Origin of the sequence: Sphingobacterium sp. PCS056 (assembly GCF_023273895.1) — a bacterium.
Lineage (GTDB): Bacteria > Bacteroidota > Bacteroidia > Sphingobacteriales > Sphingobacteriaceae > Sphingobacterium.
Genome location: NZ_CP096883.1, coordinates 5,153,062 through 5,167,536, shown reverse-complemented (window position 1 = coordinate 5,167,536; position 14,475 = coordinate 5,153,062). Strand labels below are relative to the sequence as shown.

Annotated in this window: 15 protein-coding genes; 7 read left to right on the top strand and 8 right to left on the bottom strand. The window is 34.8% G+C overall.

All coding sequences use genetic code 11. From position 1 onward, the window contains the following. Positions 1-9 precede the first annotated feature (9 nt). Positions 10-1,743, bottom strand: coding sequence for a M61 family metallopeptidase (locus MUB18_RS21725; RefSeq protein WP_094772861.1), 1,734 nt, complete (start codon positions 1,741-1,743; stop codon positions 10-12). A gap of 208 nt (positions 1,744-1,951) precedes the next feature. Between MUB18_RS21725 and MUB18_RS21720 the strand changes: the two genes are divergently transcribed. Next, positions 1,952-2,818, top strand: a complete 867-nt coding sequence (locus MUB18_RS21720) for an N-acetylglucosamine kinase (RefSeq protein ID WP_045753295.1) — start codon at positions 1,952-1,954, stop codon at positions 2,816-2,818. A gap of 9 nt (positions 2,819-2,827) precedes the next feature. After that, entirely contained in the window at positions 2,828-3,346 is a 519-nt protein-coding gene (locus tag MUB18_RS21715; protein ID WP_094772876.1) for a glutathione peroxidase, read from the top strand. Between the two features lie 218 nt (positions 3,347-3,564). Here the strand turns inward: MUB18_RS21715 and MUB18_RS21710 are convergent, their stop codons facing one another. Then, on the bottom strand, positions 3,565-4,149 hold the full coding sequence (locus MUB18_RS21710) for a thymidine kinase (RefSeq protein WP_045756138.1): 585 nt from the start codon (positions 4,147-4,149) through the stop codon (positions 3,565-3,567). Positions 4,150-4,387: 238 nt separating this feature from the next. On the opposite strand from MUB18_RS21710, the gene MUB18_RS21705 reads away from it, so the two are divergent. Then, positions 4,388-5,413 carry a hypothetical protein gene (locus MUB18_RS21705; RefSeq protein ID WP_248754600.1) on the top strand — a complete coding sequence of 342 codons (1,026 nt, stop codon included), beginning with the start codon at positions 4,388-4,390 and terminating at the stop codon, positions 5,411-5,413. Between the two features lie 35 nt (positions 5,414-5,448). Here the strand turns inward: MUB18_RS21705 and MUB18_RS21700 are convergent, their stop codons facing one another. Next, positions 5,449-6,075 carry an ABC transporter substrate-binding protein gene (locus MUB18_RS21700; protein ID WP_248754599.1) on the bottom strand — a complete coding sequence of 209 codons (627 nt, stop codon included), beginning with the start codon at positions 6,073-6,075 and terminating at the stop codon, positions 5,449-5,451. 126 nt (positions 6,076-6,201) lie between these two features. Between MUB18_RS21700 and MUB18_RS21695 the strand changes: the two genes are divergently transcribed. Together MUB18_RS21695 and MUB18_RS21690 are read left to right on the top strand one after the other, a co-directional pair. Continuing rightward, positions 6,202-6,507 (top strand): YbaB/EbfC family nucleoid-associated protein, encoded by a 306-nt coding sequence (locus tag MUB18_RS21695; RefSeq protein WP_045756141.1) that lies wholly within the window; start codon positions 6,202-6,204, stop codon positions 6,505-6,507. Between the two features lie 4 nt (positions 6,508-6,511). Then, positions 6,512-7,195 carry a metal-dependent hydrolase gene (locus MUB18_RS21690; RefSeq protein WP_248754598.1) on the top strand — a complete coding sequence of 228 codons (684 nt, stop codon included), beginning with the start codon at positions 6,512-6,514 and terminating at the stop codon, positions 7,193-7,195. Positions 7,196-7,233: 38 nt separating this feature from the next. Here the strand turns inward: MUB18_RS21690 and MUB18_RS21685 are convergent, their stop codons facing one another. From MUB18_RS21685 to MUB18_RS21675, 3 genes are all read right to left on the bottom strand, one after another. After that, a complete protein-coding gene (locus tag MUB18_RS21685) occupies positions 7,234-8,052 on the bottom strand; it encodes a UDP-2,3-diacylglucosamine diphosphatase (protein ID WP_045756143.1) in 819 nt (272 codons plus the stop codon). A 135-nt stretch (positions 8,053-8,187) separates the two neighbouring features. Further along, positions 8,188-9,042, bottom strand: a complete 855-nt coding sequence (locus MUB18_RS21680) for an N-acetylglucosamine kinase (RefSeq protein WP_045756144.1) — start codon at positions 9,040-9,042, stop codon at positions 8,188-8,190. Between the two features lie 244 nt (positions 9,043-9,286). After that, positions 9,287-11,014 (bottom strand): MFS transporter, encoded by a 1,728-nt coding sequence (locus MUB18_RS21675; protein WP_094772860.1) that lies wholly within the window; start codon positions 11,012-11,014, stop codon positions 9,287-9,289. A 334-nt stretch (positions 11,015-11,348) separates the two neighbouring features. On the opposite strand from MUB18_RS21675, the gene rho reads away from it, so the two are divergent. Both rho and pssA read left to right on the top strand, forming a co-directional pair. After that, complete coding sequence (rho, locus tag MUB18_RS21670) at positions 11,349-12,830, top strand: transcription termination factor Rho (protein ID WP_248754597.1); 1,482 nt, start codon at positions 11,349-11,351, stop codon at positions 12,828-12,830. Between the two features lie 68 nt (positions 12,831-12,898). Next, on the top strand, positions 12,899-13,576 hold the full coding sequence (gene pssA, locus MUB18_RS21665; protein ID WP_248754596.1) for a CDP-diacylglycerol--serine O-phosphatidyltransferase: 678 nt from the start codon (positions 12,899-12,901) through the stop codon (positions 13,574-13,576). Between the two features lie 3 nt (positions 13,577-13,579). Here pssA and MUB18_RS21660 read toward each other — a convergent pair whose 3' ends face one another. Further along, positions 13,580-13,933 (bottom strand): Hpt domain-containing protein, encoded by a 354-nt coding sequence (locus tag MUB18_RS21660; RefSeq protein ID WP_052627539.1) that lies wholly within the window; start codon positions 13,931-13,933, stop codon positions 13,580-13,582. Then, entirely contained in the window at positions 13,920-14,411 is a 492-nt protein-coding gene (folK, locus tag MUB18_RS21655; protein WP_094772857.1) for a 2-amino-4-hydroxy-6-hydroxymethyldihydropteridine diphosphokinase, read from the bottom strand. Before folK ends, MUB18_RS21660 begins: the two co-directional genes overlap by 14 nt. Positions 14,412-14,475 lie beyond the last annotated feature (64 nt).

The window sequence follows — 14,475 nt, the reverse complement described above, 5'->3', positions numbered from 1 at the left end:
TTTTATTTGTTATGATAGCCAGAATTGAGCTAATTTTTGCTGTTCTTCGGATTGATCTTTTAATGGCTGGATACGGAACATCTTTTTATTGTTGGCCCGTATCTGAATTTTAAGTTCTTTTATTATTCCGTCTCGTGCGATCAAGATATCTAAAATCTCGCCCTGAGTACTATGCTGCATAAAATAATCATACTCTTTATCTTTCATATCTAGGCGTATACCATTGATCGCAATTAATTCATCACGAACATTGAGACCTCCATCCCAAGCCCCTGATCCTTTTTCTACTGCGGTAATAATATGCATACCATCATTTTTTTGATAATTTATTCCAAGGCTTAGGTAATTGCTTTCGGCATTTACATCTATCATTTCATATCCCACTAAGTTGAAATAGTCGTTGTAAGGAAGTTCCCCATTTTCATGTGCTGCTTGGAAGATATCAGCGACTGAAATTCCAGAAACTTGCTCTACCAGTTGTTGAAATTCGTGCTCTTCAAATCCTCTATTTTCCTGTATGTAGAAATAGTCGTAAGCTACTTTTAATACGTCATCTAATTTTTTTGTTCCTTTTGATGCTGCAATTATTTTTAAATCTAAAAACACGGTGAGCATAGCCCCTTTATTGTAATAGGAGATGCTAGAATTGGGTGAGTTTTCATCTTGTCTGTAATACTTGATCCAGGCATCAAAACTTGCTTCGGCCGCAGATTGTATGAGATGGCCAGGACGATTGAGTACAGTCGTAAAATCGTTTGCTAATAAATTGAGATACTCTTGCTCAGAAAAGAAACCACACCTTTTGATGATTAAATTGTCATAGTATGAGGTAAATCCTTCCATGATCCATAGACCGGTGGTGTAGTTTTCTTGATCATAATCAAATGGACCTAGCGCTTTAGGACGTAGACGTTTTACATTCCATAAATGAAAGTACTCATGTGCAATGAGACTTAAATATGTTTTGTAAGATCCTTCATTGCTATAGGCTGTTCTGGATGCTCCCAGTACTGTTGAATTGAGATGTTCTAATCCTCCTCCTCCTGACTGATAGTTATGGGTGATGAAGACATATCTTTTGTTGGGGTTGGAGCCCCAAATGCGGGTTTCTTCTTCTACTATTTTTTGAACATCTGCACTTAATCTTTCTTTATTGTATGTGCCGCCTCCTACCATGGCAAATTCATGTTCTACGTCCGACGCTTGGATCGTCCATATATCTTGATTGCCTATTTCAATGGGGGAATCGTATAGAATATCAAAGTCTGGTGCAAAAAATGTATGATGTTCAACTTTTTCAAGACCCGTTGAAATATATTTCCAATTTTCTGCAGGGAAAAATTTTACGGTTACAGATTCATCAATCATACCGTCTATATGTAGGAAAGTTGCGGTTGGTACAATGAAAGCATGTTCGTCGTTAATGAAATTAGTCCGGACGGAGCTCTCAAAACCATAGACATGATAGTTGATCACTAATGAGTTTACATTTTTGCAGTAAATACGCCACGTGTTTTTACTAATTTTTTCATATTTTACATGATCTTCGACAGAGAATCGTTCTAATTGTTTTGAATATTCGCGTATTAAGTAGGATCCTGGAGACCAAACGGGCATTTTTAAGTCAATGAAATCTGTTTGAATTTCTTTGATAGACATTTTTATATCTGCGTAATGTGCTTGAGGCTCACTAAAGGAAACATCAAAATGTACTTTTGATGTACTATTACTTTTTTCGATCATTTTAAAGCGTTAAATAACTGATACGTATATCAGTTCAAAATTTATTTGTGGTTTACAAAAGTACAAGGTTATGTGTGTTATACAAAATTTATTGGTGAATGTTTTGGGTGTCGTTAGTAATTTTGCTTTGAGGGCAAATGTTAAGTTATTTTAAAACTTGAAAATTTTGTATATTTGATACGCTCCATGGAGCATAATCTTTTTATTTATGATTTTAGTTGTTGATAGTGGTTCATCCAAATCAGATTGGAAATTGGAACTTCCAGATAGTCCTCCTTTGTCTTTTTCTACAAATGGGCTCAATCCTTTTTTTGTAAATGATAAAGAAATTACTCGGGTGATCAAAGAGATACCTGAAATTATACCTTATGCTAACGAAATAACGGAGCTTTATTTTTATGGTGCCGGCTGCATCTCTCCTGATAGAAGGGAAATGGTTTCAAATGCCTTGACGCCATTGTTTGAAAATGCATTTATATCTGTTGAGAATGATCTGGTTGGAAGTGCATTAGCTACTTGTGGCAAGAACAAAGGTTATATAGCAACTTTAGGAACGGGATCTGATATCAGTTTTTTTGATGGTGAGGAGGTGCAACCTTCTAACTATGGCAATGGTTATGTGTTAGGTGATGAGGGCTCAGGAGCTTGGTTTGGGAAAAAGTTAATCACTTTATTTCTGTATGGAAGGCTTCCAAAAGATCTGGCTGAGAATTTTGCTGAACATTATCGGGTAACAAAGGAGATCGTTATTAAGAATGTTTATCAAAAGGAGAGACCAAATGCTTATTTGGCTTCATTTGCACCATTTTTATCGGCTAATATTACGCATCCTTTTATTGATGAAATTGTTCGGTCAGGTTTTGAAGAATATGTTCAGACGTGTGTACTCACGTATCAGGATTATCAAGATTATGAATGTCATTTTGTGGGTTCTATCGCTTATTATCTTGATTTGATACTCCGTGATGTATGTAATGGTCATCATATTAAAATTGGTAAAATATTAAAATCGCCGATCAACGAATTGTTTGATTTTGTGATTGAAAGAGAAAAAAGTTCACTTATAAATTTTTAACACAACATGATGATTTTATCCACAATTATTGCTTGTTTTTCCATGATATTTGGAAATCCCAGCATCTATGATTATACCTTTAAAAGTCTAGATGGTCATGACGTCAAGATGTCTTCTTTTAAAGGAAAGAAAATTCTAATAGTCAATACGGCTTCTAAATGTGGCTTTACGAAGCAGTATAAGGATTTGCAAGAGCTGTATAAACAGTATGGTAAAGATTTGGTGATTATCGGATTTCCAGCCAACAATTTTGGAAATCAGGAGCCTGGTACTAATGATGATATTCAGGAATTTTGTCAGCAAAATTTCGGTGTTGAATTTTTGATGGCTGAAAAGGTTGAGGTGAAAGGAGACCAAATTGATCCACTGTTTAAATATTTAACCAGTCAGGACAATCCAGATTTTAAAGGAGAAATTAAATGGAACTTTGAAAAGTTTCTAATTGATGAGCATGGTAAACTGGTGCACCGCTATCGTTCAGCTGTCAATCCATTGTCCGATGAAATTGTCAATTGGGTAAAAAAATAGAAATTGAAAGCCAACAGATTTATTTGTTGGTTTTTTTTTGATCGTATTTTCAATAGGTGTGCAAAAAGAAAGTCCACCTTGGGAGGGTGGACTTTAACTAACCAATTATAAACCTAAATTATGAAAAGTATTTTATAGCTACTAATAGCTGTTATTATCTTGTTTCATATAGATATACAAACCTAATGCCAAAAAATAGTTTGAATATTAAAATATTGTTAAGAGTTTGTTAAATTATAGTAACATCTTCTGCATCTTGCTTCATACGCTTCTTTTTCGCCTAAAAGTACAGTGGTTGTATCTGATGAAGTTCTAAAAGAATAATTTGCCGGGGCTCCGCATTGCATACAAACGGCATGTACTTTAGTGACATGTTCGGCAATAGCCATAATATTAGGAATGGGGCCAAAGGGTTGTGCTTTGAAATCCATATCCAATCCGGCTACTATGACACGAATTCCTTTATTTGCCAAATTGACACAGACCTCTGTCAAACCTTCATCAAAAAATTGTGCTTCATCTATACCAACTACTTGTGTATCGTTGCTGAGTAACAAAATTGATGATGAATGATCTACTGGCGTGGATGGAATACTGTTGCTATCGTGTGAAACTACCAAAAGATCATCATACCTTTTATCTACTGCTGGCTTGAAAATTTCAACATGGAGTTTGGCATATTGTGCTCGCTTAAGTCTTCTAATGAGTTCTTCGGTCTTACCCGAGAACATGGAACCACAAATAACTTCGATACTTCCATATGCAGGCCCTCGTTGGGTAAAATTATGTTCAGAAAAAAGCATTTAAATGAATTAAAATCAATAAATTGAGTATTATCTCTAATCAGTGCGAAATCTGATTTTTAAAGTAAAATAATACGGATTAAGTCCTGCTAATATCAGAATTTAATATTAAATTTGAGTCTATAATAACTAAAATACTGAACAATAAAGTATAAATCAGTAAGTTGGAAATAGCGTTTAATTCCATTTGTAAAATTTAAGCTTTTACTGGCATCAAGAACAAAGAAATGTATAATTTATGGCGACGAAACAAAATTTATTTGATAAGATAGGCGATGTATTGCAAGAGTTGGAAGTACAGTATTTAGCACTTTCAAAAAATGGTTTTGAAAATAAAAAAACTGATTTAGCTCTGTTAGAGGCTACTGCACAATATCTTGCTGCTCAAGTAGGGGTGTTAAAGGCACAGGATCTCCTCGATAAAGAACAGAAATTGGCTCGGGAAGATGAACCTGCTGCGCCAAAAGTAGTACATAGTCAAGTAGAAGAAGAAAAGGTGTCGTTTAATAATTACTTTACTCCACCTTCCAATTTGTTTCAAGGTAGTCTGCAGAAGAAAGAAGAGCAGCCTATTGCTCATGCTGATGTCGTCATTGAAAAAAATCATTTAGCAGGTGGAAATGATATTTTGGATACGGATGCTGAACAAACGCATGCGGATGAAGTGAGTCCTGCCCAGGAAGTCAATCCTACTGAATCGGTTAAAGCTACTGAAGAGGCTAACGTTGAACGTGAAGTAGTGGATAGCGAGCAGGTGTATGTTAGACCTGTGGTGCCTGAAGAGAAAGTTGAGATAAGCGATGCTCCATCAGCAATACCGGAAATGGAGCAAGAAAAAGTGATTGTTCATGAAGTAATCGAAGAATCAAAGGAAATTTTCATAGAAGAAGAAATCCGTGTGGAAGCTTCAAGCGAACCTGAAACTACTGCTCGACCTTTAACATTAAATGAAATTATTTCACAACAAAAGAAAGCTGGTGTTCAAAATCGTGTTTTTGAAATGAATAATCCAACAGGCAATTCAGGACAGGTGAAGGATATTAAGACGATCATCAATTTGAATGATAAGCTTTTGTTTATTAAAGATCTGTTCAACGGCTATAGTTTGGCTTATAGCGAAGCAATTGAGTTACTGAATCGTTGTAATGATTATGCAGAAGCAGACGCATTTTTACAAACCAATTATGCTGTAAAAAATAAATGGGTCGAAAAACCTAATAGTGTTGATAAGCTTTATGCTTTGATTAGAAAGAGATTTGCATAACTACAATAAAAAAGCTGACTACTAAGTCAGCTTTTTTATTGTAGTTGAAATTGAATCCAAGTGGTGCCTTCTAACCCATAAAAAAAGTATTTGGGTTGCAGTATCTCGGCTAATGTTTCTAATTCTAGGCAGTAGTTTTTCCCTGGAATTTTTCCGAATTTTTCTTTATTGATTAAGAAAACCTGATTTAGCTTAATGGCATTGGTATCATACCAGTTTGAATCCGATAGTAGATTAGGAATTTGTGCAATTGTTAATTCCTCATCATTGATGATCATGACTTTATCAGCTTCTGCAATATTATTGGTTGGTATGCCGCCCGTAATGGTCAGACATTCTTGCAAATAATTGCTGGAGTTTATTACTGTTGGGTTTAGTCCGTCTAAAACAACGACTTTAGGACGATCTGATGCTGTGATAAATTTCAGCTTATGGATGATGATATGGACTTCATCATCTAAAATTTCTAAAAGATCAGCTGTTTTTTCAGTTTTATTTAATACTTGACCTATACACTTGGTGTAATTTATGATATCGTTACTCGTCACCAAGTTACTGGGTATGGCATAGATTTCATCTAAAATTCCTTGTGGCAAATGAGCTTGATCAACTTCATATTGATTTAGGATAGCTTCAACTAAAATTTCTTGATTGCTTTGCATGTTGCAAATTTACGAAAGGATGATTTGATTTGCGAATTAAATTGAAAGGTAATTTTGACATCTATGTTTTGAATTCAAATGTGTAAATTGCCCTATATTTAGAATTGTAAATTTAGATCTTATATTATGTTTGATAAATTATTCCAAGCACAACAAAAGGCACAAGAAATTAAACAGCGATTAGATAATATTTCCGTATTTGGAGAAGCTGAGGGTGGACTGATAAAAGTTGTTGCGACCGCTAATAAGGAAATTAAGGAAATTACAATTGATCCGATTTTTTTGAGTAATGCGGACAAAGAGGAGCTGGAGGAACTACTTGTAGTGGCTTTAAATAAGGCGATGGTACAAGCGGAAAATGTGAGTCAATCCGAAATGTCTGCTGCTAGTCAGGATATGTTAGGTGGATTAGGTGGACTATTTAATCAATAAAATTATGAAAGCTACTTATTATGGACAATCTTGTGTTGCATTTAACTTTGATGGACATGAGGTATTAATGGATCCATTTATCAGTTATAATCCATTGGCAAAAGCGATTGATGTAAATGCGATCTTACCTGAATATATTTTTTTAAGTCATGGACATCAGGATCATGTAGCTGATATGGCTCAAATTCAAAAGAATAGCCAGGCTACAGTTGCTGCTATTGTGGAGACTGCTGCTTGGGTAAGAAAACAAGGTGTACCAGATGATAAGGTAATTGAATTTAACTTAGGAGGGACTATAAAAACTTCTTTTGGTACAGTCAAGATGGTATATGCTTTACATACTAACAGTACTCCAGATGGTGAATATGGTGGATTTCCTGTTGGATTTATCTTATATTCTGGGAATAAGAAAATTTACTTTGCTGGAGATACCGCGCTGACCATGGAAATGAAATTGTTGGCTGATATTGAACTAGATTGGGCTTTTTTACCTATCGGTGGACATTATACAATGGACGTTGATGATGCAGTAAGAGCTGCGGAATTTATCGATTGTGATAAAATAGTAGGAATTCATTATGACACATTTCCTCCAATTACTATTAACAAAGTCAATGCAGTAGAAAAATTTGCTAATTGCGGCAAGACATTGTACTTACCTGCAATCGGTGAATCGATCGAATTATAGCTATAAAAGGGGAATTATGTGTTAATTCCCCTTTTATATTATATAGTAACTAATTTTTTTAAATCTTCTAAAGTGAAAATGGGTGTATCCGCTAGCTTATTTTTCATGATAGACTCTTTATAGTCTTCGTAATGGAACAATGTCCATTTGCCGTTATGATATTCTAGACTACTCAGGTTTTCAACCCAATCGCCGGAGTTCATATAGGTTACGGTTCCTTTTCTTGTGATGACTTCCTTGATTTGTGGTTGGTGGATGTGTCCGCAGATTACGTAGTCATAGTTTTTCTCAATCGCTAATTCTGTAGCGGTTTCTTCGAAATCTGAAATATATTTGACTGCTTTCTTGACACTATTTTTTATTTTTTTAGATAGGGAATATTTTTCTCGCCCCATTTTGACTAGTATCCAATTGATGAAATGATTGAGCTGAATCAATTTATCATATCCCCAGCCACCTAGTTTGGCCAACCATTTGGAATGTTGAATGGAAGCATCAAATACGTCACCATGGAATATCCATGCTTTTTTATTATTGAGTGATAGCAGAAGTTTATTGGTTAATTTGATATTGCCCAGTTTGAGATCAGCAAATTTTCGGAGCATTTCGTCGTGGTTGCCTGTGATATAATAGACTTCTGTACCGTTAGCACTTAAATCAATGATTTTTTTGATCACATGCAAATGCTCTGATGGGAAGTAACTTTTTTTGAACTGCCAGATATCGATTATATCACCATTCAAAATGAGCATTTTTGGAGCGATGGATTCTAGGTAATACAACAACTCTTTTGCATGACTTCCATGGGTTCCGAGATGAATGTCTGATAGTACTACAATATCGAGGTTTCGTTTCATAACTTCGTTTTTTCAAAAGACGCATTTTAATATGATTTGTGTATAAATGCTTTGTTATGAAATTATTAACAAACATAAAGGGTGGAAATCATGATTTCCACCCTTTATGTTTGTTAGTATTAAAATAGGGCGTGCCTATTTTGAAGCTCTATTAATGTGAAACTGAACTAAATCATCAATCGGCGAGCGTAAGATCTTACCTACTTTCATTCCATATTGTAATGCCTTTTCTTCCAGTACATTGCGGAAATTGTAACCTACAGATCCGATACAATTAAAGGTGTATTCTTGGTAATTAGGATATTTACTTACTAAGTTTTTGAAAAATGCTTCAAAAGCTTCGTCAACGATAGCACGAGTATATTCAATATTCACGTTGTTGTCGTAAACAAATTTACTAAAACTAGCGCAGAAACGATTTGCTAAAGGTTTTGTGTATACCGCATCCATGATCTCATCAGGTGTGATTTTGTAGGTATCGTAAAATACTTTACGAACATCTTGAGGCATTAAATCACGGATATAATCAGCTAATAATTTTTTACCAATATAACTGCCGCTACCTTCGTCTCCTAAAATGTATGCACAAGAATCGATGTTGTAGGTGATGTTTTGTCCATCATAGATACAAGAATTGGTTCCTGTACCTAAAATAGCTGCGAATCCAGCTTCTTTACCTAGTAAAGCTCTTGCTGCGGCAAGTAAATCATGGCCAACTTCAACTTGAGCTTGTGGGAAAACTTCTTGAATAGCTTTAACAACGATTTCTGCTTTTTCTTTATTGTGTACACCTGCCCCGTAGTAGTTAACCTCTTTAATATCATCAAATGGTAAATCATTGGGTAGGCCTTTTTTTAATGAATTAACGATATACTCGCTATCCACAAAATATGGGTTGTATCCTTCAGTGTTGAAGTAAATTTTTTTGTTTGAATCATCTAACAAACACCAGTTTGTTTTCGTTGATCCTCCGTCAGCAATAATAATCATTATTGAGTAGTTTTAATTGAGTTTTTCGTTTTAAAATGGGATTATTAGAATCCGATTTTCGAAAATACATTTTTTTATTTATAATTTATGTATCCCCAACGTACTAAAATAAAAAATTATTTCAACCATAAAATTTCTTTTACATAAAAAACGCCTTAAAATTATATTCAAGGCGTTTTTTGTTGATTTCTATGAAATTAGTTTGATAGTGTATTTTTTACAATTAGTTGGGGTTTTGGAGAGCTTAATGTCCTCCTTCTGCTTCAATATCATCGATATTAATACCTTGTTTTTTCAATACTGATCTTACTGCGATTGCAAAGAATACAATGTAGACAAATCCAAGTAATGGAAGTAAGTAAGAATTATGTATACCGATGATGTCGGCCAATTTTCCTTGAATAGGAGGGATGATACCTCCACCTAAGATCATCATGACTAAGAATGCTGATCCTTGAGCAGTATATTTACCAAGGCCTACAATGGATAAACTGAAAATAGAAGACCACATAATCGAACATGCTAATCCACCTGCTAAAAATGAATAAATCGCTACTGTTCCAGAAGATAATAAGCCTACTGTCATCGCTATGATACCAAATAATCCAAAAACGATCAATGTACGAGCAGGTTTTTCTTTACTTAAGTAGAATGCACCGATTTGGATGATAATACAGATCACATAATAATAAAGATGTGTCATTTCAAATCCAGCCATTGTATTAACGCCTATAATAATAGAAAAAGCGACTAGTGGCACAATGATCAATAGGATATTTTTAGTTGATTTTGTTAGATTGAAAGCTGTAATTGCTCCAGCCCAACGTCCGATCATCATACTTCCCCAATACATGGATACATATGGAGTGATTTGTGATGATTGAAGACTTCCAAATTCTTTTAAAGTAAGCAGTTCACCTAAGTTACTTCCTATGGCTACTTCAACACCTACATATAAAAATAAGGCAATCATACCCAAGACAAGTTGTGGATATTTCATTGCGCCCCATCCTTCGGCATTTTTTTGTGCTTTAACGTTGGCGAATATCAGTCCACCTACTACGACAATAAGAGCTCCTGCTAACCAAAGCATGCGTTGTATCTCCAGTGGATGAGCAAGTTCTTTGATTTGAAGTTTTAATTGGTCAATACTTGCTGGATCTGTTAGGGTCTTTAATTGTGCATTTAATTGCTCTAACTGTAATGCTATTTCACTTTTGTAACTTAAAAATACCGGTGTAAACATAGCAAAAAGCAAAATCGTCATGATAACCAAGGTATTTAACGCCTTGTTTGCTTTTTCCATAGGCTCATTGCTGATTCCAGCAGGAACTTTTTTACTAAAATAAAATAGACTTGCTGCTAATAGAAACAACAGACCAACACCTATGTAAAGATAGACTACTTTGTCTAAGGGTAAATTTGCAATTTCAGAATCTGATATTTTCTCAAATGTTCCAAATAAGGCAAAGCCAATTACTAATGGGCCTATCGTTGTTCCAAAAGAATTGACACCGCCGCCCAAATTAACACGTGAGGCTCCAGTTTTAGGGTCGCCCAATAAAACAGCGAATGGATTGGCTGCTGTTTGTTGAAGTGAAAAACCTAGTGCTACGGTAAATAGACCTAAGAGCATACCTATATATACGTTGACTTCTACGGCTACGATCATCGCGCCGGCACCGAGTGCAGAGAAAAGTAAACCATATACAATACTTTTTTTGTACCCCCACTTACCTACTAAATCCTTTCCGGAAAATGTACTGAAAATGAAAAGAAGTAGTGCTCCTAAATAATAGGCGGTGTAGAAGGCAAAGTCAATCAATTGTGATTGAAATTGATCCAAGTGAAAGTAGTTTTTACAAAAAGGAATGAATACACTATTTCCTGCTGCAATAAAGCCCCAAAAGAAAAATACAATAATTAATGTATAAAGGGCTGGATAATTCGTTTTAATGAGTTTATTTTCCATCTAAATCGTTTGCTTTGTTTTTTTTGCACCGCTAACTTAAAAAAAAATGTCATAATCAAATATAATATTGTCGTTAGGAAGTTCGTTTCCATTTTTAGTAAAACGATTTAACAAAAAATGTTTTGTTAAAAATTTGTTTTTTTTTGTAATTTATTTTGAATTGTCATATTTGTTTTTTTTCTTTGTGCAGGTTCTCATAATTTATTCCGCTTCAGGTATAAAAGAAATCACTTAGTTCTTAAATCCCTTGGTTTGTTAATCAAAATGATTAATGGAGCGCAATAAATAGATTTCATTTTAAAATAAAATCCTAATATATCATAATAAAAATTTAATGGATATTAATGAATTAAATGCAAAACTCGTGTCTGAATTACGCGAAATTGCAAAATTAATAGGTATCGGTGACGCTGATAAGCTTAGAAAGCAAGAACTTATAGAAAAAATTATCAGTACTGGTGATGACGCAGAAAATACTTCTGAAGTAAAGGAGGAGCATCATGATGAATCAACTGAGCGACCTAGAAAAAGAATAAGAACGGCAAAAACATCAGAACCGGTCCCTGTTCGCAAAAAAGAAAAAGAAGAAACAGATTCAACTACTGAAGTAGTAAACTCAGAATCTGAAGAAAATATAAAAGCTGCTCCAGCAATAAAACCAACTCCAACAAAAGCAGAATCAACTTCATCAAATGCTGATTTCGACAATGTGATTGTCAACGAAGGGGTGTTGGAGATTATGCCTGATGGTTATGGATTTTTACGCTCTTCTGACTATAATTATTTAACATCCCCGGATGATATTTATGTTTCTCAGTCTCAAATCAAATTATTTGGATTAAAAACTGGTGATACGGTAAGGGGAAGTATCAGACCTCCGAAAGAAGGCGAAAAATATTTTCCATTAGTGCGCGTAGAGGCGATCAATGGTCAAAATCCTGCTGAAATTCGTGATCGTGTTCCTTTTGATTTCTTAACGCCATTATTTCCTAATGAGCGTCTGAACTTGGATTTAGGAACAAGTAATTATTCGACACGTATCATGGATTTGTTTACACCGATTGGTAAAGGTCAACGTGGTCTAATCGTTGCTCAACCAAAAACGGGTAAAACAAATTTATTAAAAGAGGTTGCAAATGCAATCGCTAAAAACCACCCTGAGGTCTACTTAATTATTTTATTAATTGATGAAAGACCAGAAGAGGTAACGGATATGGCTAGAAGTGTACGTGCTGAAGTAGTTTCATCTACTTTTGATGAGCCTGCTGAGCGTCATGTGAAAATTGCTAATATCGTATTGGAAAAAGCAAAACGTATGGTCGAATGTGGTCACGATGTGGTGATCTTGTTAGATTCAATCACTCGTTTGGCCCGTGCTTATAATACGGTTGCTCCTGCTTCTGGTAAAATTTTATCTGGTGGTGTGGATGCTAATGCTTTACATAAACCAAAGCGTTTCTTCGGTGCTGCTCGTAATATTGAGCATGGCGGTTCATTGACTATTTTAGCGACTGCGCTGACAGAGACTGGATCTAAAATGGATGAAGTGATCTTTGAGGAGTTTAAAGGTACAGGTAACATGGAATTACAATTGGATCGTAAGTTGGCGAATAAACGTATTTTCCCTGCTATCGATTTGACTGCTTCTAGTACACGTCGTGATGATTTATTAATGGATAAAGAATCGATTCGTCGTCTTTGGATATTGCGTAATCATTTGGCAGATATGAATTCTAATGAAGCAATGGAATTTTTATTAGCGCAAATGCGTGGTACTAAGTCCAATGAAGAGTTTTTGATCAGTATGAATGGGTAATCCCATTTGATTTTAATAATTTAGCCATCATTTATTAAAATGATGGCTTTTTTATTTATACAGAAAACATGAAAAAACATATTCCTAATACCATAACCTGTTTAAATCTATTTAGTGGATGTATCGGAGTACTGATGGCGCTAAAGGGGGATTATATGTCAGCTGCTTATTGTGTGTTGGCGTCTGGTATATTTGATTTTTTTGATGGTATGGTTGCGCGCCTCTTGCACGTGAAATCGAATATTGGAAAAGAATTGGATTCGTTGGCTGATATGGTAAGTTTTGGCTTCTTACCAGGTATCATTATGTATAAATTGCTGGGAGAGGTTTTTGTTGATCAACCTGCAGTAGCTTATTTGGGATTTGTCGTGACCATCTTTTCGGCATTGCGTCTCGCTAAATTTAATTTGGATGAACGTCAAACGACCGACTTTATTGGTTTAAATACACCAATGAATACCTTTTACGTGTTGTCGTTGCCTTTTATTGCAGAAAAATACCCACAGATCATCCTGAATCCTTTTTTTCTGTTAATAAGCGTTGCTATAACGAGCTATCTGTTGATCAGTGAGATTAAACTGTTTTCGATGAAATTGTCTTCGATGTCCTGGGAAGAAAATAAATTTAAATTTATTTTCGTGATTTTGGCAATTGCTCTTTTTGCTATTTTTCAGTTTATAGCCTTGCCTATGATATTGCTCATCTATATTATCCTTTCGTTGTTACATTTTCAACGTTTGAAATAATCGTTATAGTGATTTTTCATATTGCTCCAATTCATTAAATAGTTCATCGAACACTATTTTTAACGAATTGAATTGTGATTGAATGTGATCAATAGCGGCTATCTCTTTTGCTGATGTTTCCAGTAGTTGTAATTGATCTTTTAAATACGAGGCTCCAATATATTCCATTGTTGGTTTGATATGATGGGCGGCACTCATTATTTGTTGATGATCTGTTTGTTGGACTGCTTTTGTTAATTTTTCAAAATCTATTGGAGTCTGTGTCCGGTACAGTGCAATAAACTCTCTGATCATTTCTTCATTATTAAACATACTTTGTTCAATAATTTCGGGTTTAATGTGTTTATATATGTTCATTATAAATATGTACGTCTAAGGGGTCTGTGCATATGGCTAACAGCTCATCGTTAGTCTTATTTAAAACTGGATGTATGTAATCGGGCGCGATTTCAACCAATGGGATGAGCGTAAATTTACGGTCCTGGATGTAAGGGTGTGGAATTTGAAGATGTGGCAAGTTGACGCTTTCATTTTCATAATATAAGATATCAATATCTATGACACGTGCTCCCCATTTTTGAGAACGAACTCTTCCTAATTGATTTTCTATACGTTGACAGATTTCTAAGGTTTCAATAGGATTGAGGAATGTTTTAACCTGAATAACCTGATTGAGAAAACTAGGTTGTTCTTCTACGCCCCAAGCTGCGGTTTCGACGATCGTAGATACTCTTGTAATTTTTCCAATTGAACTTGCAATAGCGATTAACGCGTCATTTAATTGCGCTGTTCGATCGCCAAGATTTGCTCCTAATAAAATGTAGATGCTTTTCACCTTATAAATATAGAATTTTAGTTAATTATATGAAAGATTTAAAAATATATTTGTAACATTTGTA